At 65.4% G+C, this 24,427-nt stretch carries 22 protein-coding genes; 7 read left to right on the top strand and 15 right to left on the bottom strand.

Annotated features, from left to right (window positions below; genetic code table 11):
• Positions 1–126 precede the first annotated feature (126 nt).
• From lnt to miaB, 5 genes are all read right to left on the bottom strand, one after another.
• Positions 127–1,593: an apolipoprotein N-acyltransferase gene (gene lnt / locus ACGTN6_RS17955; protein ID WP_394594277.1), complete on the bottom strand. Its 1,467-nt coding sequence runs from the start codon at positions 1,591–1,593 to the stop codon at positions 127–129.
• Positions 1,594–1,633: 40 nt separating this feature from the next.
• Complete coding sequence (locus ACGTN6_RS17950; RefSeq protein WP_394594274.1) at positions 1,634–2,503, bottom strand: HlyC/CorC family transporter; 870 nt, start codon at positions 2,501–2,503, stop codon at positions 1,634–1,636.
• Positions 2,500–3,012 carry an rRNA maturation RNase YbeY gene (gene ybeY, locus ACGTN6_RS17945; protein WP_394594271.1) on the bottom strand — a complete coding sequence of 171 codons (513 nt, stop codon included), beginning with the start codon at positions 3,010–3,012 and terminating at the stop codon, positions 2,500–2,502. The genes ACGTN6_RS17950 and ybeY overlap by 4 nt, the downstream gene beginning before the upstream one ends.
• Positions 3,009–4,112 carry a PhoH family protein gene (locus tag ACGTN6_RS17940; protein WP_394594268.1) on the bottom strand — a complete coding sequence of 368 codons (1,104 nt, stop codon included), beginning with the start codon at positions 4,110–4,112 and terminating at the stop codon, positions 3,009–3,011. The genes ybeY and ACGTN6_RS17940 overlap by 4 nt, the downstream gene beginning before the upstream one ends.
• A 378-nt stretch (positions 4,113–4,490) precedes the next feature.
• The gene (miaB, locus tag ACGTN6_RS17935; protein ID WP_394594266.1) at positions 4,491–5,834 is read right to left on the bottom strand and encodes a tRNA (N6-isopentenyl adenosine(37)-C2)-methylthiotransferase MiaB; all 1,344 of its coding nucleotides are present in this window, start codon (positions 5,832–5,834) and stop codon (positions 4,491–4,493) included.
• A gap of 400 nt (positions 5,835–6,234) precedes the next feature.
• Here miaB and ACGTN6_RS17930 point away from each other — a divergent pair, with 400 nt between their 5' ends.
• Together ACGTN6_RS17930 and ACGTN6_RS17925 are read left to right on the top strand one after the other, a co-directional pair.
• Positions 6,235–6,870, top strand: a complete 636-nt coding sequence (locus tag ACGTN6_RS17930; RefSeq protein WP_394594284.1) for a TIGR04211 family SH3 domain-containing protein — start codon at positions 6,235–6,237, stop codon at positions 6,868–6,870.
• 10 nt (positions 6,871–6,880) lie between these two features.
• Complete coding sequence (locus ACGTN6_RS17925; protein ID WP_394594264.1) at positions 6,881–7,519, top strand: thiopurine S-methyltransferase; 639 nt, start codon at positions 6,881–6,883, stop codon at positions 7,517–7,519.
• A gap of 19 nt (positions 7,520–7,538) precedes the next feature.
• Here the strand turns inward: ACGTN6_RS17925 and ACGTN6_RS17920 are convergent, their stop codons facing one another.
• From ACGTN6_RS17920 to ggt, 6 genes are all read right to left on the bottom strand, one after another.
• Positions 7,539–8,129 carry a YajG family lipoprotein gene (locus ACGTN6_RS17920; protein WP_394594261.1) on the bottom strand — a complete coding sequence of 197 codons (591 nt, stop codon included), beginning with the start codon at positions 8,127–8,129 and terminating at the stop codon, positions 7,539–7,541.
• Positions 8,130–8,196: 67 nt separating this feature from the next.
• Positions 8,197–9,303 (bottom strand): sulfate/molybdate ABC transporter ATP-binding protein, encoded by a 1,107-nt coding sequence (locus tag ACGTN6_RS17915; RefSeq protein ID WP_394594258.1) that lies wholly within the window; start codon positions 9,301–9,303, stop codon positions 8,197–8,199.
• A complete protein-coding gene (gene cysW / locus ACGTN6_RS17910) occupies positions 9,300–10,127 on the bottom strand; it encodes a sulfate ABC transporter permease subunit CysW (RefSeq protein WP_394594256.1) in 828 nt (275 codons plus the stop codon). The genes ACGTN6_RS17915 and cysW overlap by 4 nt, the downstream gene beginning before the upstream one ends.
• Positions 10,127–10,990, bottom strand: a complete 864-nt coding sequence (gene cysT / locus ACGTN6_RS17905) for a sulfate ABC transporter permease subunit CysT (RefSeq protein WP_394594253.1) — start codon at positions 10,988–10,990, stop codon at positions 10,127–10,129. Before cysT ends, cysW begins: the two co-directional genes overlap by 1 nt.
• A gap of 25 nt (positions 10,991–11,015) precedes the next feature.
• Positions 11,016–12,038, bottom strand: coding sequence for a thiosulfate ABC transporter substrate-binding protein CysP (cysP, locus tag ACGTN6_RS17900; protein WP_394594250.1), 1,023 nt, complete (start codon positions 12,036–12,038; stop codon positions 11,016–11,018).
• A 196-nt stretch (positions 12,039–12,234) separates the two neighbouring features.
• Positions 12,235–13,959 (bottom strand): gamma-glutamyltransferase, encoded by a 1,725-nt coding sequence (ggt, locus tag ACGTN6_RS17895; protein WP_394594282.1) that lies wholly within the window; start codon positions 13,957–13,959, stop codon positions 12,235–12,237.
• Positions 13,960–14,096: 137 nt separating this feature from the next.
• Between ggt and rpe the strand changes: the two genes are divergently transcribed.
• The 3 genes from rpe to ACGTN6_RS17880 all read left to right on the top strand — a co-directional run bounded on the left by rpe (position 14,097) and on the right by ACGTN6_RS17880 (position 16,095).
• Positions 14,097–14,795 carry a ribulose-phosphate 3-epimerase gene (gene rpe, locus ACGTN6_RS17890; protein WP_394594248.1) on the top strand — a complete coding sequence of 233 codons (699 nt, stop codon included), beginning with the start codon at positions 14,097–14,099 and terminating at the stop codon, positions 14,793–14,795.
• Positions 14,796–14,797: 2 nt separating this feature from the next.
• On the top strand, positions 14,798–15,103 hold the full coding sequence (locus ACGTN6_RS17885; protein WP_394594246.1) for a GIY-YIG nuclease family protein: 306 nt from the start codon (positions 14,798–14,800) through the stop codon (positions 15,101–15,103).
• Between the two features lie 146 nt (positions 15,104–15,249).
• Positions 15,250–16,095 (top strand): mechanosensitive ion channel family protein, encoded by an 846-nt coding sequence (locus ACGTN6_RS17880; RefSeq protein WP_394594243.1) that lies wholly within the window; start codon positions 15,250–15,252, stop codon positions 16,093–16,095.
• Positions 16,096–16,169: 74 nt separating this feature from the next.
• Here ACGTN6_RS17880 and ACGTN6_RS17875 read toward each other — a convergent pair whose 3' ends face one another.
• Positions 16,170–17,465: an NAD(P)/FAD-dependent oxidoreductase gene (locus ACGTN6_RS17875; RefSeq protein WP_394594240.1), complete on the bottom strand. Its 1,296-nt coding sequence runs from the start codon at positions 17,463–17,465 to the stop codon at positions 16,170–16,172.
• Between the two features lie 277 nt (positions 17,466–17,742).
• On the opposite strand from ACGTN6_RS17875, the gene ACGTN6_RS17870 reads away from it, so the two are divergent.
• The gene (locus ACGTN6_RS17870; protein ID WP_394594237.1) at positions 17,743–18,408 is read left to right on the top strand and encodes a phosphoglycolate phosphatase; all 666 of its coding nucleotides are present in this window, start codon (positions 17,743–17,745) and stop codon (positions 18,406–18,408) included.
• Positions 18,409–18,649: 241 nt separating this feature from the next.
• The gene (trpE, locus tag ACGTN6_RS17865; RefSeq protein WP_394594279.1) at positions 18,650–20,137 is read left to right on the top strand and encodes an anthranilate synthase component I; all 1,488 of its coding nucleotides are present in this window, start codon (positions 18,650–18,652) and stop codon (positions 20,135–20,137) included.
• 168 nt (positions 20,138–20,305) lie between these two features.
• On the opposite strand, the gene ACGTN6_RS17860 is transcribed toward trpE, so the two are convergent.
• The 3 genes from ACGTN6_RS17860 to ACGTN6_RS17850 form a co-directional block, all read right to left on the bottom strand.
• On the bottom strand, positions 20,306–22,228 hold the full coding sequence (locus ACGTN6_RS17860) for a TonB-dependent receptor domain-containing protein (protein WP_394594234.1): 1,923 nt from the start codon (positions 22,226–22,228) through the stop codon (positions 20,306–20,308).
• An 84-nt stretch (positions 22,229–22,312) separates the two neighbouring features.
• Positions 22,313–23,671, bottom strand: coding sequence for a histidine kinase sensor domain-containing protein (locus tag ACGTN6_RS17855; protein ID WP_394594231.1), 1,359 nt, complete (start codon positions 23,669–23,671; stop codon positions 22,313–22,315).
• The gene (locus ACGTN6_RS17850; protein ID WP_394594230.1) at positions 23,668–24,369 is read right to left on the bottom strand and encodes a response regulator transcription factor; all 702 of its coding nucleotides are present in this window, start codon (positions 24,367–24,369) and stop codon (positions 23,668–23,670) included. The genes ACGTN6_RS17855 and ACGTN6_RS17850 overlap by 4 nt, the downstream gene beginning before the upstream one ends.
• Positions 24,370–24,427 lie beyond the last annotated feature (58 nt).

Here is a 24,427-nt window from a genome sequence, read left to right as displayed (position 1 = left end):
CCAGCTTCCAGCTTCCAGCTTCCAGCTTCCAGCTTCCAGCTTCCAGCTTCCAGCTTCCAGCTTCCAGCTTCCAGCTTCCAGCTTCCAGCTTCCAGCTTCCAGCTTCCAGCTTCCAGCTTCCAGCTTCTACGGTTTACGGCGGCGCAGCCGCAGGCCGGGCAGCACCAGCAGGGCGCCTAGCAGCCATACCGGCCAGCTGCCGGTGCGCGAGAACGGCGTGAGGCCTTCCATTGGCGTGACCTCGCCGGTAAGGGTGGCGATCTCGAACTGCGGGGCGCGATCGGTGACCTTGCCCTGGGCATCGATCAGTGCGGTGACGCCGTTGCTGGTGGCTCGGATCACCGGTCGGCCGTTCTCCAGGGCGCGCAGTCGGGCCATCTGCAGATGCTGCAGTGGGCCGATGGAGGCGCCAAACCAGGTGTCGTTGGACACCGTCAGGATCACGTTCGCTTGCCGGGCCTGTGCGGCGACCAGGTCCGCATAGATGATCTCGTAGCAGATGGCATTGCCGATGCGGGTGCCAGCCACCTCCAATGGTGCTTGGTCGTCCGGGCCTGGGGTCATGGCCGGCATCGGCAGGTCGAAGAAGGCAATGGCGCCGCGCAGCAGGGATTCCAGCGGCAGGTATTCGCCGAAGGGCACCAGATGGCGCTTGAGGTAGGTGTCCTCGCTGTTGACCTCGAGCACCCCGTTGTAGAAGTGGCCGGCCTCGTCGCGGGTCAGGATGCCGGTGAGCAGGGCGGTTTCCGGGGGCAGCAGGGTCTGGGCTCGCTCGAGGATCGGCTGGGCCTGATCGGCGAACATCGGCAGTGCCGCCTCCGGCCAGATCACCAGATCCGGTTCGTGATCGAGCTCGGCGGTCAGCGACAGGTAGGTGTTGGCGGCCTGGCGCTGGCCCTCCTGCGTCCACTTGATCAACTGCGGCAGGTTGCCTTGGAGCAGGGCGACACGCAGCGGCTCGCCGGCGGGCGTCGTCCACTGGCCGGGCAGGGCGAGAGGAATCAGCCATAGTACCGCCAGTGGCAGGGCGCTCCACCAGCGACGACGCAGCAGCGCTACACCCAGAGCGCCGCTGAGCGCCACCAGCAGCGACAGCAGGTAGACGCCACCGATCGGCGCCCAGGAGGCCAGTGGTGAATCCACTTGGCCGCTGCCCAGCAGCAGCCAGGGGAAGCCGGTGAACAGCCAGGTGCGCAGTGCCTCGCCGAGCACCCAGGCGCCGGCGAAGGTCAGCACGGACAGGCGGGGGCCGCAGAGGCGCCGGTAGAGGCCCAGGGTGACGGCGAAGAACAGTGCCAGGGCGGCGACGAACAGCGCGGTTAGCCCCAATGCAAGGGGCATGCCGGTGTAGCCGTAATCGTGGATCGATACATAGACCCATGAGGCGCCGGTCCCGAACAGGCCGAGTCCATAGCACCAGCCGCGCCAGGCGGCCTGGCGAGCGTTGAGTGAGGGCAGGCCGGCATAGAGCAGGCCGGCGGCCACCGGGGCTAGCCACCAAAGATGGAAGGGCGCGGCGGATAGCGTGGTGAGCACGCCGGCGGCGATCGCCGCCAGGGGCCCGAGGGTCCGGTGGAGTCGAGAAGGGGGCATGGCACCGTCCTTGGTGAAGAGGGCCTGGTGGATGAGAGGATCAGTCCTCGGCGACCTCTGAGGCCGGCTCGGCCTCCAGAAGACGGATACGGCGATTGTCGGCGTTGAGCACGGTGAAGCGCCAACCGCCGATCTCGGTGTGCTCGCCGCGGCCGGGCAGGTGTCCGAAGCGCTGCATGACCAGTCCGCCCAGGGTGTCGAACTCCTCGTCGGAGAAGCGCGTGCCGAAGCGCTCGTTGAAGTCCTCGATGGGGGTCAGGGCGCGGATGGCGTAGCGCGATTCCCCCAATTGACGGATGTCCTCTTCCTCGTCGGTATCGTGCTCGTCCTCGATATCGCCGACGATCTCCTCGAGGATGTCCTCGATGGTCACGATACCGGCGGTGCCGCCGTACTCGTCGACCACCACGGCCATGTGGTTGTGGGTGTCGCGGAACTCCTTGAGCAGGCTGTTGAGCCGCTTGGACTCCGGTATGAACATCGCCGGTCGCAGCACTTCTTCGAGCTGGAAGGGGTGGCCATTCTCCTGCCCCTGTCGCAGCAGTGGAAGCAGATCCTTTACCAGCAGGATGCCCTTGACCTCATCGAGATTCTCGCCGACCACCGGGTAGCGTGAGTGTCCGGTCTCGAGGATCACCGGGAGATACTCCTCAAGCGGCTGGTCGAGGCCGATGGCGGTGATCTGGGAGCGCGGGATCAGTACCTCGCGAACTTGCTGGTCGCTGATGTTCAGCGCGCCCTCGATGATCATCATGGCGTCCTGCTCGAGCTTGAGCCGGGTTGCCGCCTGACGCAGGAACTCGAGCAGCTCGTCCCGGGAGCTTGGTTCGTCGCTGTCGCTGGATAGGGCGCTGAACAACTTGTCGAACCAGGACTTGCTGCCCTGGCCGGTCGATCGGTCTTCGTTCATGCGTCGGCTCTCTCGTCCTCGGTGTCGGAATCGCGATGCGGTGGACTGGGGGTGAGGTAGGGATCGGCGATGCCCAGGTCGGCGAGGATGTCCCTTTCCATTGCCTCCATGGCCTCGGCCTCGTCGTCCTCGATGTGGTCATGGCCCAGTAGATGCAGTGTGCCGTGAACTACCATATGAGCGTAGTGATCGCCTACCGTCTTGTGCTGAGCTCGAGCTTCGGCGATGACCACCGAATGGCAGATCACCAGGTCGCCGAGCAGCGGCAGCGGCACCCCGGGTGGGCACTCGAAGGGGAAGGACAGCACGTTGGTGGGCTTGTCTCGATCACGATAGTCGCGATTGAGTGCCTGGCTCTCGGCACTGTCGACGAAGCGTACCGTGAGCTCGCAGCGCGGCTCGTCGGGATGGCGGGCCAGCACCGCCTCCACCCAGGTCCCGAGCTCGGCCTGGTCGGGCAGTCCCTGCGCGTCCAGGGCCACCTGGCGATCGACCACGGCGCGGTTCATGAGTCTTCCTCACGGCCGTTCTGGCGCTCGAGCCGCTCCTGGCTCAATTGTCTTTCCTGACGCAGCGCCTCGCGCTCCTGTTCGCGGGCCTCGCGCTTGGCGCGGGCCTTCGCTTCTTCCTCGGCTTCGAAGTGATCGTAGGCCTCGATGATGCGCTGTACCAGCGGGTGGCGCACCACGTCCTTGGCGGCAAAGTGGGTGACGCCTATCCCCGGGGTGTCCTTGAGCACGTCGAGCACCTGAATCAGGCCCGAGGCCTGGCCGCGCGGCAGGTCGACCTGGGTGATATCGCCGGTGATCACCGCCGTGGAGCCGAAGCCGATGCGCGTCAGGAACATTTTCATCTGCTCGCGCGTGGTGTTCTGGCTCTCGTCGAGGATGATGAAGGCGTTGTTCAGGGTTCGCCCGCGCATGTAGGCCAATGGCGCGATCTCGATGATTTGACGCTCGATCAGCTTGGCCACCTGTTCGAAGCCGATCATTTCGTAGAGGGCATCGTAGAGCGGGCGCAGATAGGGATCGATCTTCTGGGCCAGGTCGCCGGGCAGGAAGCCAAGCTTCTCGCCGGCCTCCACCGCCGGACGTACCAGCAGGATACGCCGGACTTCCTGCTGATTCAGCGCCTCCACTGCGGCGGCCACCGCTAGGTAGGTCTTGCCAGTGCCGGCCGGGCCGATCCCGAAGTTGATGTCGTGCGCGCGGATACTCGAGACGTAGGCCTGCTGGTTGAGCCCGCGAGGCTTGATCAGCGTCTTGGGCGTGCGCAGGAGCACCTCGTCGTCGCCGTGGCTGCCTTCTTCCTCTTCCAGGGCCTCGAGACCGGACTCCTGCAGGAACAGGTGTACGGTGTCGGGCGTCAGTTCGCTGGCTTCTGCCTCGCGGTAGAGGTGTTCGACGACGTTGGACGCGGCCTTGACGCGGGGGCCGGGGCCGGCCAACTGGAAGACGTTGCCACGGTTGCGCAGGGTTACGCCCAGGCGCTCCTCGATCAGCTTGAGGTGCTCGTCGCGCTGGCCGCAGAGGTTGGCCAGGCGCTGGGGATCGTTAGGCTCGAGGTTCAGGGTGATGACGCGGTTGGCCGCGGAGGCTGGCTGGCTCAAGACGGGCTGGTCCATGGGTTGATGGATGTCAGGGTCAGTTTATTGCCCCGGCGGCTGCCGGGGCAATGTGCGTGCACGTTCTCTGATCGGCTGCGCCTCTGCCATTGAGCGTTGAACCCTGAACAGAAGGCTGATGTAGCGCACCGGGCGGCGCGTCTTCTCACGATCTCGCCTTGTCTGGCCTGAGCTGGCCAGATCAGGAATCGTCCTCCTGGCCGAGCCGCTCAGGCCGGGCAAGCGAGCTGTTGAACGCCTTTGGCAGACCGGGCAGGCAGCGTCTTAGTCATTGCTGAAGTACCTTGGCGAATGTGCCTAAGGCTTGTCCCGCCGGTCCGCCTGGCCATGACTCGGCCCCCGCAGCGCGTGGGGCGCGTCGAGTTAGAAGCGTTCCGGAGAGGCCAGGTCGCCGCGCAGCGAGTTGGGCAGCGCCTCGGTGATCTCCACGTCGACGAAGTAGCCGATCAGCTCGGTGGGGTTCGGTGCGCGGAAGTTGACGACCCGGTTGTTCTCGGTGCGGCCGGACAGCTGGCCCGGATCCTTGGGCGAGAAGCCGGTGACCAATATGCGCTGGGTGGTGCCCACCATGCGCCGGCTGATCTGCATGGCCTGCTGGTTGATGCGCTCCTGAAGAATCGCCAGACGCTGCTTCTTGATCGCTTCCGGGGTGTCGTCGGCGAGGCCGGCGGCTGGGGTGCCGGGGCGTGCCGAATAGATGAAGCTGAAGGAGACATCGAAGCCGATGCGACCGATCAGGTCCATGGTGTCGGCGAAGTCTTCCTCGGTCTCGCCGGGGAAGCCGATGATGAAGTCCGAGGAGAAGCTGATATCCGGGCGCAGCGCTCGGATGCGCTCCATCTTGTCCACATACTCCTCGACGGTGTGGCCGCGCTTCATGGCCGCGAGGATGCGGTCGGAGCCGGCCTGTACCGGCAGGTGCAGGTGGCTGACCAGTTCGGGAATCTCGCCGTAGGCCTCGATCAGGCTGTCGGAGAACTCCACCGGATGCGAGGTGGTGAAGCGGATACGGTCGATGCCTTCCACCGCCGCCACGCAGGCGATCAGCTCGGCCAGGTCGATCTCCTCGCCGAGCTGGTTCTCGCCGCGGTAGGCGTTGACGTTCTGGCCTAACAGGTTGATCTCGCGCACGCCCTGGTCGGCGAGGTGGATCACCTCGTCCATCACCGCCTCGAAGGGCCGCGAGACTTCCTCGCCGCGGGTGTAGGGCACCACGCAGAAGGTGCAGTACTTGGAGCAGCCTTCCATCACCGAGACGAAAGCGGTGGCGCCATCGGAGCTTGGCTGGGGCAGGTGGTCGAACTTCTCCACTTCGGGGAAGGTGACGTCGACCATCGAGATCTGGTTGTCCTTGCGGGCATCGAGCATCGATGGCACCCGATGCAGGGTCTGGGGACCGAACACCAGGTCGACCTGTGGCGCACGCTTGCGCAGCGCCTCGCCTTCCTGGCTGGCGACGCAGCCGCCCACGCCGATGACCAGCTCAGGATTGGCCTCCTTGAGCTTCTTCCAGCGGCCGAGCTGGTGGAAGACCTTCTCCTGGGCCTTCTCGCGGATCGAGCAGGTGTTGAGCAGGATGACGTCGGCGTCGCGCTCGTCGTCGGTGAGCTCGAGCTGATGGGATTCGCCGAGCAGATCCGCCATGCGTGCGGAATCGTACTCGTTCATCTGGCAGCCATGCGTCTTGATGAAGAGTTTCTTCGCCATAAGAATAGGTCGTGGCGCCTGGGCCCGACGGGTTGCACCGGTGAATGATCGTTCGCAGGAAGGCGGCCGGCATGGCCGTCTGATGAGGGAGATCATTATACGCGGCCACGGGAGGTGGGGCCAGGGTGGCGAGTCGGTGATGCCCGGGTCTGTGGTACCCTTGGCGACTTCGGTCGAGTCGGCGGCTGGTCAGGAAATGATCGCAGCGCTGTCGTGTCGGTAGCCATGCCGGCTGGCCGAGGGTTTCCAGCGGTTTTCCCGGCACTTGTCCACAGATGTTGTGGATGATCCGGGCCGCCTTTCTCATCGCGGCCGGCCGGGCCAGGAAGGCCTGGTCATGGCCGCCATCGCCGCGAGCGACGTACTTAGAGCCTTGGACAGCCAGGACGATGGCATGACGATGCAACGCTACAAGACACTGATGACGCTGGGCATGGTGCTCGGGGCTCTGGCCCTGCCGGCACAGGCCCAGCAGGATGATGCCCAGGACGACGCCTCTCGTTGGGTGTCCGACGATCTCACCACTTACGTGCGCAGCGGACCGACGGACGGCTATCGCATCGTCGGTACCCTGACGGCCGGCGATCCGGTCGAACTGCTCGAGACCCAGGGCGACTACAGCCGCGTGCGTAGCCAGAGCGGCGACGTGGTCTGGGTACCTTCCAGCAATATCCAGGATGCGCCGAGCGCCCGGGTGCAGCTTCCCGAACTCGAGACCCGGGTCGAGGAGCTCTCCGAGGAGCTGTCGGGCATCAATGAGACCTGGGAGAGCCGTATCGCGTCGCTCACCGAGACGCTCGATGTGCGCGAGCGGCGCATCGCCGACCTGGAACAGCGCAACCAGGCCCTGGAATCGGAAAGCGAGGCGTCCCGCTCCACGGTTCGCGAGCTGCAGGCGCGGCTCGACACCCAGGAGGAAGACCTGCTGATGCGCTACTTCATGTATGGCGGTGGGGTGGCCGGGGCCGGCCTGCTGGTGGGGTTGATCGTGCCGCATTTGCCGCGCCGCCGCCGCAAGCGCGATCGCTGGTTCTGAGGGCGAGCACATGAGCAACGAATGGCTCGATCGCTGGCGCGAGGGGCGCATCGGCTTTCATCGTGACGAGGTGCACCCCGCGCTCGCTCGTCACTGGCCGAACCTAGGAGTCGCTCCCGGCAGCAAGGTATTGGTGCCGCTATGCGGCAAGAGCCTGGACATGCGTTGGCTGGCGCAGCGGGGCCACCCCGTGCTGGGCATCGAACTGGCCGGCGAAGCCATCGAGCAGTTCCTGGCCGAGGGCGAGGGGGAGATCTCCCGCTACCACGGCGACAGTTTCGACATCAGTCGTCAGGGTAACGTGGAGCTGTGGCGCGGCGACTTCTTCCACCTGCATATCGAGGCGGCCGCCGAGGTCGGCGCCTTTTATGATCGGGCGGCGCTGATCGCGCTGCCCGACGCGACTCGCCAGCGCTATGCCTTTCATCTCGCCCAGCTGACCCCGCCGGGCAGCCGCGGACTGCTGATCACGCTTACCCGGGCGCCCGGCGATGAGGGCGGTCCGCCCTTCAGCGTGGACGCCAAGGAGATTCGAACGCTATTTGCGGCCAACTTCGAGCTCGTACACTTGGAAGAGGGGGAGCCGGAGCCGGGTAGTGGCTTTCGCGAGAGCGTCTGGGCGTTGACCCGCCGCGGTCCGCGAACCTGAATGGCGAGTCGATGGAGGTTCAGCGAGCCAGCAGACTCGCCAATTCCGGATCGCGGAAGGCGCGGTCCAGAGCGTTGGAGAGCAGCTCCTCGATCATTGCCTGGTTGGCTTCACGATCCGGTTTTACCGCGTATTGCTGGGTACGCCGGGCGGTGTAGCTGCCGGTGTAGGTGGTGCCATCGTTCCGGGCTTCGGCTTCCATCACGGCGACCAGGCTTGCGCTGCCGACCATGGGTGGGGCATCGCCACGGCCGTAGTCGAGGCGTTTGAGGGTCAGCGTCAGGCTCGGTCGTCCCGGCGCGCTGTCACGGGTGGGCCGAAAGCCCATGTCTCGCACGGCGCGTTCGGCCTCGGCCTGCAGCCGCGGCGCCAGTTCGCCCGGATCGACGATGATCACCGCCGTCGAGCCGGCGCTACCGGAACGGGTGCCGATCACGGCCTCCTCGCGGGCGTCGCGGGCGGTCACGCTGACCTCCTGTCCGGTCCCGGCGGCCGGCACCTGGGCGCTGCGCTTGGGATCCGGTTGCAAGTAATGGGGGCCGGCGCAGCCGGTGAGCCAACCCAAAGTCAGCATCAAGGCCGTGAGGGGCAGAAAACGTCGACGTCGCATGGCACTTCCTTTGTGAAATGGCGGGAGCATCGAGTATAGCCTCGCCACCGCAGCCTATGCATTCTCGTCAGCCGGCAAGCGGGGCCGTGCTGGTGCGTGCCGCCAGCGAGTCGTCTGCGAAGCGATGCCAGCGGCGCGGCAGCGCGTAAAGTCGCTGGCCCCGGGTCAGGGCGAGACGCTCGAAATCTGCATGGCGCACGGTGGCGAGCCAGGGGCCGGGCAGCCAGTCGGCGGCCAGCTCCACCCGCACTTCTGCGCCGACCGGCGAGATAGCGGTGACGGTCACCGGCAGGTGGGCCGACTCGCGGGGTGCCTTGTCCAGCGCTACCTCGTGGGGGCGAAGCAACAGTTCTTCCGCGCCATCCGGCAGGTCGACATCGAGCCGGGCGTCGCCGCAGATGAGGACGCCATTGCGCACCTGTCCCTCGAGGTGATTCACATCGCCCAGAAACTCGAACACGAAACGATTGCCCGGGGCTCGATACAGCGTCTCCGGAGTGTCGATCTGCTCAATGCGGCCATTGCTCATCACCACCACGCGATCGGAGAGCTCCAGGGCTTCTTCCTGATCGTGGGTGACGAAGACGCTGGTGAAGTTCAACTCGTCGTGCAGGTGGCGAAGCCAGCGGCGCAGCTCCTGGCGGACCTTGGCATCCAGGGCGCCGAAGGGCTCGTCGAGCAGCAGGACGTCGGGGCGCAGGGCCAGGGAGCGGGCCAGCGAGACGCGTTGTTGCTGGCCGCCGGACAGTTGCGCCGGATAGCGCCCCGCCAGCTGCTCCAACTGGACCATTTCCAGCAGGTGATGCACGCGGGCGCGGATCTCGCTGCTGGACGGACGTTGACGCCGCGGCATGACAGTCAGGCCGAAGGCCACGTTGTCGTAGACCGTCATGTGACGGAACAGCGCATAATGCTGAAAGACGAAGCCGATGCGTCGGTCGCGCACATGCAGCCGGGTGACGTCACGCTCGCCGAACAGGATGCGGCCGGCGGGCTGGCGATCGGGGGCCTCGAGCCCGGCGATGATGCGCAGCAGCGTGGTCTTGCCGGAACCGGAGGGGCCGAGTAGGCCGATCAACTCGCCCTGGTGGATGTCGAGGTCGAGGGGCGCCAGGGCCTGGTGGCGTCCCCCGTGGCCATAATGCTTGGCGATGTTCTCGAGACGAATGCTCATGCGGAAGCCTCCCGGCGCGTGGCGCGCCACTCCAGGCCGGCCTTGGCGGCCAGCGTGAACAGGGCGATGAGGGCCAGCAGGGCGGCGCTGGCGAAGGCGCCCACGGTGTTGTAATCCTGGTACAGCAGTTCGACGTGCAGCGGCAGGGTGTTGGTCTCGCCGCGGATCGCTCCGGACACTACCGACACGGCGCCGAATTCACCGACCGCCCGGGCATTGGTCAGGATGACGCCATACAGCAGCGCCCAGCGGATGTTCGGCAGGGTGACCCGGCGAAACAGCGTGAAGCCCGAGGCCCCCAGAGTGACCGCCGCCTCTTCTTCCCGCGAGCCCTGGGCCTGCATCAGAGGAATCAGCTCCCGCGCCACGAAGGGACAGGTGACGAAGATGGTGACCATCAGGATGCCCGGCCAGGCAAACATCAACTGGATGTCATGGGCGTCCAGCCAACCACCGAGCCAGCCATTGCGACCGTACAGCAGCAGATAGACCAGCCCGGCCACCACCGGCGAGATGGCGAAGGGAATGTCGATCAGCGTCTGCAGCAGGCGGCGCCCGGGGAAGCGAAAGCGCGTCACCAGCCAGGCCAGCATCACGCCGAACACCAGGTTCACCGGAATGGTCAGCACGGTGATGAAGAGCGTCAGGCCGATGGCGGACAGCGTATAGGCGTCGCTGACGTTGCGCCAGAAGCCGCCCAGGCCCTCGGCGAGGGCCTGGGCGAAGATCGCCACCAGCGGCAGCAGCAGGAACAGCGCGGCCAGCGCCACGGCGGCGCCGATGAGCAGGCGGCGCAGGACGGGAGCGTCCCCGATTCGTTGCATCAGGCATTCCCTCCGTGCAGGCGGCGAATGAAGCGCCCTTGCCAGAGATTGATGGCCAACAGCAGGATCAGCGAGGTGGCGAGCACCACCGAGGCGATGGCCGAGGCGCCGACATAGTCGTATTCCTGCAGCTTGACGAAGATCATCAGCGAGGTGATCTCGGTCTCGTAGGGCATGTTGCCGGCGATGAAGATCACCGCGCCGAACTCGCCGAGCGAGCGGACGAAGGCCAGACCGGTGCCGGTGACCAGCGCCGGCCACAGGTGGGGCAGGATCACGCGGCGAAAGGCCACGCCATCGCGGGCGCCCAGCGCCATGGCGGCCTCATCGATTTCCCCCGGCAGGTCCTCGAGGATTGGCTGCACGGTACGTACCACGAAGGGAATGCTGGTGAAGGCCATGGCGAGTGCGATGCCCACCCAGGTATAGGCAACCTCGATGCCGAGAGGGGCCAGCGCCTTACCCATCCAGCCGCTGCTGGAATAGAGCGTGGCCAGGGTGATGCCGGCCACCGCCGTCGGCAGGGCGAAGGGCAGATCCATCAAGGCATCGAGCAGGCGCTTGCCCGGAAAGTCGTAGCGCACCAGTACCCAGGCCAGCAACAGTCCGAACAGCGCGTTGATCACCGCGGCGACTGCGGCGGCGCCGATGGTGGTCAGGTAGCTGGCCACCACTCGGCCTTCGCTGATGATCGCCCAGTATTCGCCCGGCGACAGCCCCGAGAGCTGACCGACCAGGCCGGTGAGCGGAAGCAGCAGGACCAGCGACACGAAGGTCAGGCTGATGCCTAGGGACAGGCCGAAGCCCGGCAGCACTCGCTGCCGGGCTCGGGGAAGTGATAAGGAGAAAGCCGCTGCCTTCATGATGGTGCCTCTTTCATGGCGTCACTCAACGGCGCTGCAACTGATCGAGGGTGCCGCCACTCTTGAAGTGGGTCTCCATGGCCTGGTCCCAGCCGCCGAAGACGTCCTGGACCTCGAACAGCTCGGTCTCGGGGAAGCGATCGCTGAATGCATCGACCACCGTCTCGTCGTGCACGCGATAGTTGAAACCGGCGAGAATCCGCTGAGCCTCTTCGGTGTAGAGGTAATCCAGATACCCCTGGGCCAGCTCGGCGTTGCCGTTATCTTCGGCATTCTCGCCGACTACCGCGACCGGGAACTCGGCCAGGATGCTGACCGGCGGCACGATCACCTCGTACGCGTCGCTGCCGTACTCCTGGCGAATGTTGTTGACCTCGGACTCGAAGCTGATCAGCACGTCACCGATGCCGCGCTCGATGAAGCTGGTGGTGGCACCGCGACCGCCGGTATCGAAGACCTTGACGTTGCCAAGGAAGGTGCGCATGAAGTCTTCGATCTGCTTCTCGTCTCCGTCGAAGGCGCGATCGGCAGCGCCCCAGGCGGCCAGGTAGGTGTAGCGGCCGTTGCCCGATGTCTTGGGGTTGGGGAACACCAGCTCGACGCCTTCCTCGGCCAGGTCGGCCCAGCTCTCGATGCCCAGCGGGTTGCCCTCTCGTACCAGGAAGGCGGTGGTGGAGTAGTAGGGCGAGGCATTGTTGGGCAGCTGCGCCTGCCAGTCTTCGGCCACCAGGCCGGCATCGGCAAGCACCTGAACATCGGTGACCTGGTTGTAGGTCACCACGTCCGCCCCGAGCCCCTGCAGTATGGCGCGGGCCTGCGCCGACGAGCCGCCATGGGACTGCTTGATGGTCAGGGTGTCGTCATGGTCCGCCTCCCAGTGAGCCTTGAAGGCCGGATTGATCTCGGCGAACAGCTCCCGGGCGATGTCGTAGGACGAGTTGAGCAGCTCGCGCTCGGCGGCCATGGCCGGGGCGGCGAGACCGATGCCCAGGCCGGTGGCGACGATGGCAGCGGAGAGACTGCGACGGACGAAGGGCAGCGATGACATGACGACTCCTTGGATCCACGAAGGGTTGACGTTGAAGGCCAAGGTAATAATCGCCAAGTGTAATTACAAGCGTGTTATTAATTCCTTTTTTATCTAAGCCTATCGAGAAGGACACTAGGCTGCCGGCAAGAGGCAAGAAGAAGAGAGAAGAGAAGGAGAAAAGGGCGTGCCCCCGGCCTCGCCGGGGGCTGGGCCATCAGAGCCCGATGGCGGATGAGGTGGAGCGGCGCGGATCGGCGCCGCCGTAGAACTGCCCGTCTTCGATCACGATCGACTGGGCGGCGCCCATGGCCGACTGCTGACTGATGGTGTGGCCCCGAGCCTCCAGCAGCGACAGGGTGTCGGGGCTGAAGCCTGCTTCGACGCGCAGCTCGTCGGGCAGCCACTGGTGGTGCAGGCGCGGGGCGCTGACCGCCGACTGGATGTTCATGCCGTGGTCGATGACGTTCATCAGCACCTGCAAGGTGGTAGTGATGATGCGCGAGCCGCCGGGGCTGCCGGTGATCAGGAAGTTCTCGCCGTCGCGCTTGACGATGGTCGGAGTCATCGACGACAGCATGCGCTTGCCGGGTTCGATCTTGTTGGCCTCGCCGCCGATCAGGCCGTAGGCGTTGGGCACGCCGGGTTTGGCGGAGAAGTCGTCCATCTCGTTGTTGAGAAGGAACCCGGCGCCTTCGACAGCGATGCCCGAGCCATAGCTGAAGTTGATGGTATAGGTATTGGAGACCGCCAGGCCGTCGTCGTCGGCGATCGAGAAGTGGGTGGTCTCGTTCGACTCATAGGGCGCCGGGTCGCCGGCGGCGATCTCGGCGCTGGGCGTGGCCCGGTCGATGGCAATCTCGGCGCGCAGCTCGTCGGCATAGCCCTTGGCGGTGATCCCGTCGAGCGGCACCTCGACGAAGTCGGTGTCGCCCAGGTACTCGGAGCGGTCGGCGTAGGCGCGCTTCATGGCCTCCGCCATCAGGTGCATGGTGTCGGCGGCGCCGAAGCCCATCTCGTCGATGTCGTAGGCCTCGAGAATATTGAGGATCTGCACGATATGGGCGCCGCCGGAGGAGGGCGGGCTCATGGCGTAGACGTCGTAGCCGCGGTAGGTGCCGTGGCTGGGCTCGCGAATCACCGGCTGGTAGCCGGCCAGGTCTTCGCGGGTGATCAGGCCGTCGTGGCGCTCCATCTCGGCAGCGATCAGCTCGGCGGTCTCGCCTTCGTAGAATTCCCTGGCGCCCTGCTCGGCGATGCGCTTGAGCGTTGCCGCCAGATCCGGCTGGCGGAAGGTCTCGCCTACTGCGTAGGGGCTGCCATCCTCCTTGTAGAACATCGATTTGGTGGCGTCCCATTTGGTCAGACGCTCGCCGGCCTCGGCCACGCCGTCAACGAAGCGTTGGGGCACGACGAAGCCGTCCTCGGCCAGGCGAATCGCCGGCGCCAGTGCCTCGGCCAGGCTCAGGGTGCCGTATTTCTCGAGCGCCAGTGACAGGCCGGCCACGGTGCCGGGCACCCCGGCGGCGCGGTGGGTAAAGCGCGACCATTCGGATACGGCGTTGCCGTCCTCGTCCTGGAACATGGTCTCGGTAGCGGCGGCGGGGGCGGTTTCCCGGTAGTCGATGGCAATCACCTCACCGCTGTCCTCGTCGGAGATCAGCATGAAGCCGCCGCCGCCGATGTTGCCGGAACGTGGCTGGGTGACCGCCAGCGCGAAGCCTGCGGTGACCGCTGCATCCACGGCGTTACCGCCGTCGGCGAGCACGTCGTGGGCGACCTGGGAAGCCAGGAAGTGACTGGTGGTCACCATGCCTTGAGTGCCGACTTCAGGGTGGAAACGCTCGCCTTCGAGGATGGCCGACTGGGCGACGGCGAGCGTCGGAGCCAGCAGAGTGGCGGATAGTAAGCCGGCACCGAGGGTGCGGCGCAGCAGAGACATGTGCATTGACCTCTCCTTAGTCCTGTTTCACGGGGAACCTTCACTATTGTCGGCGATGGCCAATGGTGCAAGGCGACCGGGCGCGTTCCTGTTAGAATGCCGCCCATCAAGACCGCGACTCGACAGGACCCCGTTTCATGAGCGACTCGACGCCCGATTACCAGCTGGCTCCCTCGATCCTTTCCGCCGACTTCGCCCGTCTCGGCGAGGAAGTGGACGATGTCCTCGCCTCCGGTGCCGACATCGTCCACTTCGACGTCATGGACAATCATTACGTGCCGAACCTGACCATTGGGCCGATGGTCTGCGAGGCGTTGCGCAAGCACGGCGTCACCGCGCCCATCGATGCCCACCTGATGGTCAAACCGGTCGATCGCCTGATCGGTGACTTCATCGACGCCGGCGCCACCTACATCACCTTCCACCCTGAGGCCTCCGACCATATCGATCGCTCACTGCAGTTGATCCGCGATGGTGGTTGCAAGCCCGGCCTGGTGTTCAATCCTGCCACGCCGCTGTCGTTTCTCGACCACGTGATGGACAAGGTCGACATGGTGCTGTTGATGAGCGTCAACCCCGGTTTCGGTGGCCAGTCCTTCATTCCGGCCACCCTCGACAAGCTGCGTGAGGCACGCCGGCGCATCGATGCCTCGGGGCGGCCGATCCGCCTGGAAATCGATGGCGGGGTCAAAGTCGACAACGTCGCCGAGATCGCCCGCGCCGGGGCGGATACCTTCGTTGCCGGCTCGGCGGTGTTCAAGGCGCGCAGCGAGGCCGACCCGCACCGCTATGACAGCGTCATCGGCGACTTTCGCCGCGCCCTGGCCGAGGCCTGAACGTGGCGGAGGCGAGCCGCTGGCATCTCTACGTGATCGAGACGGCTGCCGGAGCCCTCTATACTGGCATCACCACCGACGTGACGCGCCGGCTGGCCGAGCATCGCGCCGGTCGCGGGGCCAAGGCCCTGCGTGGCAAGGGCCCCTTGCATCTGGTATATCACGAATGTGTGGGAGTGCATGGCGAGGCGCTGCGACGCGAGGCGGCGCTCAAGCGCCTCACCGCGGCGGCTAAGCGACGCTGGCTGGCGGAACGTCGGAGCGGCGAGGAAACGGGGACGTTTTCCCCCTCAACAAGCGCTGAATAGATCGGCGAGCGAGTAAAGCGCAAGGCTTACGAAACGCAGGCGGCGGGGCCTGGAAGGATGAGGGACGGCTTCGCGCATCGCGCAAAGTAGCGATTTGCCCGTGCAGGCACTGGCCCAGTGTCTGCCTAACGTGACAGGGAGAGCAAATGGACACGCAATGGATCACCGATTTCGTGCAGATGCAGGGCGCGAGCTTCGTCATCAACCTGGTGGCGGCACTGGCCATCTTCGTGATCGGCCGCTGGGTGGTAAAACTGCTGCACGGCTTCGCCATCAAGGCCATGCAGCGCGGCAGGCTCGACCCGCTGCTGGTCAAGTTCCTGGGCAATATTCTCTTTGCCCTGATGATGGTCTTCGTGGTGTTGGCGGCGATCAGCCAGATCGGTATTCAGACCACCTCGTTGATCGCCGTGCTCGGTGCCGCCGGCCTGGCGGTGGGGCTGGCGCTGCAGGGCTCGCTGGCCAACTTTGCCGCGGGGGTGCTGGTGATCATCTTCCGCCCCTACAAGATCGGCGACTATGTGGAGGGCGGTGGCGTCTCCGGCACCATCGACGACGTGCAGATCTTCACCACCGAGCTCAGGACACCGGACAACCGCAAGATCATCGTGCCCAATGGCCAGATGATGAGCGGGGCCATCACCAACTATTCCAGCCATGACACTCGTCGGGTGGATCTGGTGGTCGGCGTCGGCTATGACGATGACATCGATACCGTGCGCCGGGTGCTGGAGAGCGTGGTAGCCGACGACCCGCGGGTGCTGGCCGATCCCGCGCCCAACATCCGCATGTCCGCCATGGGTGACTCCAGCGTCAACTGGATCGTGCGCCCCTGGGTCCAGGCGGCGGACTACTGGGACGTGTTCTGGGAGATGACCGAGGAGATCAAGCGTCGCTTCGACGCCGAGGGCATCAGCATTCCCTTCCCGCAGCGCGACGTGCACGTCTACCATCATCCGGAAAAAGCGGACGAGGCGAGCCTCGAGCGCTGAGTCTATCTTCCGGAAATGAAACGGGCCCCGGCAATCGCCGGGGCCCGTCTCGTTTCAGGCAGGCCCAACCGAGCTCAGTGCAGCTTCAGTCGGGGTTTGAGGAACCTGTTCAGGCCGTCGACGACCACCATCAGACCGGTCTTCAGTAATCCATGGATCGCCCTCTGGTGCATGCGGTAGAGCGAGGCGTAGAAGAACTTGGCCAGATGGCCCTCGATGAACAGGCTGCGCGCCGAGGCGCCGCGCATCAGGCTGCCGATGGCGTCGAAGTGGGCCAGCGAGATCAGCGAACCGCGGTCGCGGAACACGAACGGCTTGAGTGGTTTGTCCTCCAGGCGGGCCAGCAGGTTCTTGTAGAGCCGATCGGCCTGCTGATGGGCTGCCTGGGCCCGGGGAGGCACCGTGGAGCCATCCGCCTGGGGGCAGCTGGCACAGTCGCCGAAGGCGAAGATGTGCTCGTCATCCAGACTCTGCAGGGTCGCCTCGACCTTGAGGCGGTGGTTTCGCTCGGTGGACAGGCCCAGCTCCGAGAGCAGGGCTGGCGCCTTGATGCCGGCCGCCCAGACACCGAGATCGATGTCGATTCGCTCGCCGTCGGCGGTGACGATGGCGTTATCGGTGACCTCGGTGACTCGGGTATCGACATGTACCTGGACGCCCAGACGTTCCAGCTCGCCATGGACCGCATCGCTGATGCGTTTCGGCAGGGCAGGCAGCACCTTGGGCGCCGCCTCGATCAGATGTACCTCCAGGTGGGCGCTGTCCAGTGTCGTGAAGCCGTAGCTGTTGAGCATCTGGGAGGCGCCATAGAGCTCTGCGGCCAGCTCCACGCCGGTGGCGCCGGCACCGACGATGCCGACCACCATCTTTGCGGAGGGCTCTTGAGGGGCGTTGTAGCGCAGGAAGGCGTTGAGCATGGCCTGACGGAACAGCTCTGCCTGGCGAGGGCTGTCGAGGAAATGGCAGTGATCGGCGACCCCGGGGGTGCCGAAATCGTTGCTGACGCTGCCCAGTGACAGTACCAGTTCATCGTAGGGTACGGTGCGGGCGGGCAGGATTTCCTGGTCGTCGTCGTCCAGCACCGGAGCCAACGTCAGGGTCCGGGCGTCTCGGTCGAGGTGGGTGAGCGTGCCGAGCTGGAACTGATAGCCGTGGGTACGGGCATGGCCCTGGTAGGAAATCTCGTCGAGCCCCGAGTCGAGCGCCCCGGTGGCGACCTCGTGGAGCAGCGGTTTCCAGATGTGAGTGGGGTTGCGATCGACGAGCACGATCTCGGCGCGCTTGCGCTTGCCGAGCTTGCGGCCGAGCCGGGTGACCAGCTCGAGTCCGCCCGCGCCTCCGCCGACCACCACGATTCGTGGTAGCGTCATGCGAGACTCCTGACGTGAAAGTGGAAAAAGACACATGCGATGTAGGTCGCCTGGGTCGGGTCGGGCGTCTCGAATGGCGTCACGGCACGCCTGGAGCGGCCATGGCGCCGGGAGGGCTCACGGCCCGGTAGCGGCGACGTCTGTCCCTAGCATATGCCTATGCCGCGTCGCTGCCTATGCCCCAAAACGGGTATCTGGTGATTTTTTCCGTAATATTACATGCTTGAGCCGCTGGCGCCGTGCCAGTCGCCCTTACTCATGCCCTCGGGAGCCTGTCATGCATGCACTGTTGTCCGATATTCGTCTGGTGGTCTTCGATCTCGATGGCACCCTGGTCGATTCGGTGCCCGACCTGGCGGCGGCCGTGGATACCGCCCTGACGGACCTGGCGTTGCCGAGACCCGGTGAAGCGAAAGTGCGCGACTGGGTGGGCAACGGCTCACGGATATTGATGGAGCGAGCCCTCGAGGACGCCTTGGGCGAGGCGCCGGCGGCAGCATTCCTGGATACTGCCCACGAGCGCTTCCTGGCTCGCTACGGGGAGGCGCCCTGCGAACGCACCCGACTTTATCCCGGGGCAGGAGAGGCCTTGGCCGGCTTGGCGGCGAGCGGTCGTCAGCTGGCGCTGGTGACCAACAAGCCTGCGGCCTTTATTGCGCCGATCCTGAGTGCCACCGGGATCGAGCGATATTTCGGGATGTGTCTGGGCGGCGACAGCCTGCCACGTCGCAAGCCCGATCCGCTGCCGCTGACGCATGTCGCCGAACATTTCGACGTCGCGCCGGCGCACTGCCTGATGGTCGGAGATTCGCGCCATGACATCGCCGCCGGCAAGGCGGCGGGCTTTCGTACCCTGGCGGTTCCCTACGGCTACAATCACGGCGAACCGGTGGCGGCGAGCCGGCCGGATGAGGTAGTTGAATCGCTGGCGGAACTCGTTTAGTGTAAATCGAGTTGCGCTATAATATCGCAGTTGTTGATAATTTTTTGTTATATACGATCCTTCGATCGTCTGATGGAACCCGCATCATGCTGGCTTTTTCCGCTTCCTCGACCGCCGTCCGCCTTCTTCGTGCCACCGGCATGCTCGGCGGTTGGCGATGGTGACGCTCGAGTCCTGAGTCGGCGTCGACCGTCTCTCTTCGCGCTATCCACGTCTACCACCCCGAGGAAACGGGCCCATGATGACCCTCGAACGCTTTCAGGCGCTGGCTGACGCCGGCTACAACCGCATCCCGGTCACCCGCGAGGTGCTGGCCGATCTCGACACGCCGCTGTCGACCTATCTCAAGCTTGCCGACGCGCCCTGGACCTTCCTGCTGGAGTCCGTGCAGGGTGGCGAGAAGTGGGGCCGTTATTCGATCATCGGCCTGCCATGCCGCGAGCGAATCGAAGTGCGAGGCTTCCAGGTCTCTCATATCGTTGATGGCCAAACACAAGGCGTCACCGAGGTCGAGGATCCGCTAGCCTGGATCGAAGCCTTCCAGGCGCGCTTCAAGGTACCGCGCCTCGACGACCAGCCGCGTTTCGACGGCGGCCTGGTGGGCTACTTCGGCTACGACACCATTCGCTACATCGAGCCGCGCCTGCGCGGGGTGGAGAAGCCCGATCCCATCGGCGTGCCCGATATCCTGCTGATGGTCTGCAATGATCTGGTGGTGTTCGACAACCTGTCCGGACGCCTGACACTGTGGACCCACGTCGATCCCTCCGAACCGAAGGCCCATGCCCGCGCGACCGAACGTCTGGCGGGGCTGGAGTCCCAGCTGCGCTCGCGATTGGTGGAGACCCGCAGCCCCGGCACCGGCCGTCATGACGTGTCCGAGGATGACTTCCATGCCAGCTTCAGCGAGCAGGGCTACAAGGACGCGGTCGAGCGCATCAAGGAGTACGTCAAGGCCGGCGACGTGATGCAGTGCGTGCCGTCGCAGCGCATGTCGATTCCCTACCAGGCGCCGCCGCTCGACCTCTATCGGGCGCTGCGCAGCCTGAATCCTTCGCCCTACATGTTTTTCCTCAATCTTGACGATCACCATGTGGTGGGTTCGTCGCCGGAGATCCTCACCCGCCTCGAGGACGGTGAAGTGACGGTGCGACCCATCGCCGGCACACGCCACCGGGGAGCCACCGAAGAGGAAGATCGCGCCCTGGAGGCCGATCTGCTGGGCGATCCCAAGGAGATCGCCGAGCATGTCATGCTGATCGACCTGGGGCGTAACGACGTGGGACGCATCAGCGAGCCCGGGTCGGTGACGGTCACCGACAACATGACCGTCGAGCGCTACTCCCACGTGATGCATATCGTGTCCCAGGTCACCGGTCGGCTGCGCCCGGGCATGACCTCCATGGACGTGCTGCGCGCCACCTTCCCGGCCGGCACCCTGTCTGGGGCCTCGAAGGTGCGGGCCATGGAGATCATCGACGAACTGGAGCCGGTCAAGCGTGGCGTCTATTCCGGGGCCGTTGGCTATCTCTCCTGGCACGGCAACATGGATACCGCCATCGCCATCCGCACCGCCGTGATCAAGGATGGCGAGCTGCACGTCCAGGCCGGCGGCGGCATCGTCGCCGACTCCGACCCCGAGGCCGAGTGGCAGGAGACCATCAACAAGCGGCGTGCCCTGTTCCGCGCCGTGGCCATGGCCGAACGGGGGTTGGACAACCTGGACTGATCCCGGCGAGGCCGGTAAGCCTCGCCGAACGAAGACTCACATGGATGACAACGCCTCGCGCGGTGGTGATCCGATCCTGGCTGGCCTGGCCGGTCTTCCTGCGCTATGCCCTGCCGTCGGTGGCGGGGCTGCTCGCGCTGACCACGGTGCACTCGGGTGCGGGAGTGATCAGAAGCGGTAGGCCGCGTTCAGGCGGACGTCCCGGCCGGCTTCGGGCAGGCCGGCGGCGACGTCGCCATAGACGGCGTAGCTGGCATGGTCGAAGTACTGCCGGTCGAACAGGTTGTTGACGGTCAGCGAGAGGGTCAGGTCGTCGCCACCCATCGGACGCCAGCGAGCGTAGACATCGTGCACGCCGTAACCGGCCTTCTCCGAGTAGCCGCTGGCGACGTCGGTCAGGCGTTCGGCGAAGCGGCCGGTCCAGCCGAGATCCAGGCGGTCGGTCGCCTGCAGGTTCAGGCCGGCCACCCAGGTATCGCCCAGGCTGGTGCCGAGGCTCCAGTTGTCGTCGCTCAGCGGCTCGCCGTTGAGTTCGGGGCGGGAGCGGCTGTAGGAGAGCGACGCGCCAAGGCGGTCCCAGTCATAGCCGATGGTGGCGCTGAAGCCCGTGGTTTCGAGCTCGCCGAGATTCTCGAGCACCCCGCTGTAGTCCTTCTGGCCGACCACGTCGTCGATCTCGGTGACGAAGGCCTCGGCGTTCAGGTAGAGGCCGCCCTGGCGGTAGCTCACGCCCAGCTCGTAGTTGTCCGCCACTTCTTCCTTGCGGTCCGGCGAGTGGGTGTAATAGTCGAGCACGAACAGTTCCTTGACCTGGGTGCCGCGAATGGCGCGTGCCCAGCCGCCATACAGGTTGAGCCGCTCGGTGGCATCGAAGCTGAAGCCCAGGTTGGGGCTGAAACCGGATTCGCTGAAGTCCTGGCCGGTCTCCTCCTCGTCGAGTTCGAACCAGTCGTAGCGGGTGCCGGCGTTGAGCGTCAGCCGTTCGGTGGCCTGGAAGCTGTCCTGCAGGTACAGGCCCGTCACGCTGCTGGTTTCCCGGGCGCTGTTGAGCTCGCCCTCGTCATGGCGATGGTCCACGCCATAGGTCAGGGTGTGCGCGCCCAGCCGGGTGGTGTTGCGCAGGTCGCCGCCGTAGCTGTTCAGAGCCCCCAGGTAGGTGCCGTAGGGGCCCTCGATGTGCTCCAGGGAGGCCTCGGTCTCGTAGAGGGTCAGCTCGAGGTCCAGCCAGTCGCTGTCGAGGTCGTCGAAGTGATACTTGCCGGTAACGGTCTCCCGGATCATTTCCTGGTCGAAGACCGGGTTGCGCACGCTGGGCACCCAGTGGGGCCGATGCTTGCGGAAGGCTTCATCCTGGTTGCGCTCGTAGCTTAGGCTGAGCTTCTGATCGTCGGTCAACTGGCCCACCACCTTGGCGAAGCCGGTCAGCACCTCGGTCTCGGTGAAGGGGTGGGTATTGCCGTCGCCGTCCTGGTAGTCATCGTGATCGGTCTTGACCAGCGTGGCCATGGCGCTCCAGTCGTTGTTGACGCGGCCGAAGAGCGATGCGGAGGCCTTGTAGCCCTCTGTATTGCTGAAGTAGCCGGCCTTCAGCAGCCCGCCGACGTCCTCTCCCGGACGCAGCAGGTCGTCCGGGTCCTTGGTGACGAAGCGAATCGAACCTCCCAGGGCGCCAGGACCATCGGTGGCCTCGCCGGCACCGGCGGCGACCTCCACCCGTTTGAGCAGTTCGGGCTCGACCATCAGGCGCCCCTGGTGATGGAAGAGGTATCCCGATTGGGTGGCACCGTCGACGGTCACGTTGAGTAGCGTGTCTTCCAGGCCGCGCACGTAGACCTTCTGGGCCACCGGCGAGCCGCCGCCGCCCACCGCCACATCGGGCAGGCCACTGAAGATATCCTGCAGATCGTCGGCCTGGAAGCGTCTCAGGGTGTCCTCACCCACCATGGAATCGCTGTCCCCGATGCGGTCGGCGGTCACTCTCAAGGTGTCGAGCGTCTGGGGTGAGTCTTGAGCCAGTGCCAGGGGGCTGGTGCCCATCAGGGCGATGGCGAGGCAGAGGGGCGAGCGGGAACAGTATGGTGGATGAGACATGATGGCTCCTGCGTGTGATATGCATTCTCATTTGGAGCGCATTCTTGTCAGCTTTGTCGCGAATTTGAAGCGTTTTTACATTTGTTACGCCTCCACCGGGGTTCGGGTCACCGGGAACCACAGCCTCATGCGCAGCCCGCCTCCCGAAAGGTTCTCGGCGTGGATGCGGCCGCCGACCGCCTCCAGCTGACGGCGTGCCAGCGCCAGGCCCAGGCCATGTCCGTCGGGCTTGTCGTCGCGGGCCTGGGGCGTGCGGTAGAAGGGCTGGAAGATGCGTTCGAGCTGATCGGCCGGCACCCCGGGGCCCTGGTCGTCGACGCTCAGTCGATATCCCCTGGCCTCCTGGTCCAGGCCGATCCGGATGCGGCCATCCTCGGGGGTATAGTGGCAGGCGTTGCGGATCACGTTCTCGATGGCCTGGGCCAGGGCGCGTTGGCTGCTGCCGTGGATCTCCGCCTGGGCGGGCAGATTCGCCTGCAGGCGGTGGCGGGGGTATTCGTAGCGGACGTCGTCGATCACGCTGTCGAGCAGGTCGGTGAGATCGAGGCTGTCCTGATCGAGGGTGGGGTTCTCGTTCTCCAGCCAGGCCAGGGTCAGGGCATCCTCCACGAGGTCGCGCATCAGCCGGCACTCGCGGCGGATGCGCGGCAGCAGTTGCTGGGTGTCGATGCCTTCCTCCACGCAGCTGACCGCCATGTCGATGCGGGTCAGGGGCGTGCGCAATTCGTGGGAGAGGTCGGCGATCAGCCGGCGCTGGGCGATGATCAGCTCGCCGGTGCGCTCGGCCATGCGGTCGAAGGTCTCGGCCAGCGCGGCGAGTTCGTCGTTGCGGCTGCCCAGCAGGTTACGGACCCGGACGCCCAGGTTACCCTCGCTGAACTGACGCGTGGCCTGCTCGAGCTGGCGCAGCGGGTGCATCAGGTGTTGGTAGATCACCAGGCTGAGCACCAGCAGCACGGCCAATGGCAGGGCGATCTTGAGCAGCAGCTTCACCTGGGGCAGGTAGGTGCCGGGGCGCATGCGCTGGGGCAGCAGGACCAGGAAATGGGTATGGCCGTCGGCGAAGGTGGTTTCCATGATGGGGTTGGCGGCGAAGTAGAGATGGATCTTCCACTCCTCGCTGCGGCCCAGGCGAAAGCCGTCGCGAAAGCGCTGGTTGAGCTCGCTGCCGGCCAGGGGCTGGATGTCCGAACGCACCACGGCGGCCCAGGTGTCCTCGCGTTCCTGCAAAGCCTGGAGCCAGTCGGCCAGGGCCTGCTCCTCGCCGGCATCATAGAGGCGCTCCGCGGTCTGCCCCCAGTCCTTGAGGGTCTGCTGGTGGCGTTCGGCGATGAAGCTCATTTGTTGTTCGGTCTCGGCGCCCAGGAAGGTGATCACCCAGACCAGTGCCAGGGTGCCCAGCGCCAGGGTGGCGCACAGTTTCCACAGCAGCCGCCGGTTCACAGGAAACGGTAGCCCTTGCCATGAATCGTCTGCAGGCGGTCCGATGCCATGCCTGCTTCTACCAGCTTGCGTCGCACGCGACTCAGGTGCATGTCGAGGCTGCGGTCGTAGCGGCTGTACTCCCGTTCCAGTACCAACTGATAGAGATAGGGCTTGTTCAGCACCTCGCCCTGGTGAAGCAGCAGCACCCAGAGCAGGCGGAACTGTATCGGCGTCAGGGTAACGGCGGTGTCGTCGTAGCGCACCGCCAGGCTATGGCGTTCCAGCTTGAGGGGACCGATATGCTGTTCGTCGGGATCGGCCCGCTGTTCGGTCGTGCCCAGTGTGCGGCGCAGCAGCGCCTCGATGCGTAGCTGCAGCTCGGTGAAACCGAAGGGTTTGGGTAGGTAGTCGTCGGCGCCGCGTTGGTAGCCGCGGATGCGGGCCTCCTCGGCGCCGCAGGCGGTGAGCATCATCACCGGGGTCTGGCGCGTCTTGCGCAACTGCTGCAGTACCTCGAAGCCGTCCAGCTTGGGCAGCAGCACGTCGAGCAGGATCAGGTCGAAACAGTGGCTCAGGGCCGACATCAACCCGCTTTCCCCTTCGTAGCACTGATGGGTGCGATAGCCCCTGTCCTCGAGCAGTCGTGCGATCTGGCCGTTGAGCATGCGATCGTCCTCGATCACCAGGACATGGGGGCGACGGGAGTCGGCGAGCATGGGGGATTGGCTTTCGTTGCATTTGATACGCGTTATCATATGCAGCCGGTCATGGCCT

Source organism: Halomonas sp. B23F22_20 (assembly GCF_043496985.1).
Taxonomy (GTDB): domain Bacteria; phylum Pseudomonadota; class Gammaproteobacteria; order Pseudomonadales; family Halomonadaceae; genus Halomonas.
Note: the sequence above shows the minus strand (reverse complement) of the source record. Positions and strands in the feature narration are given on the sequence as shown.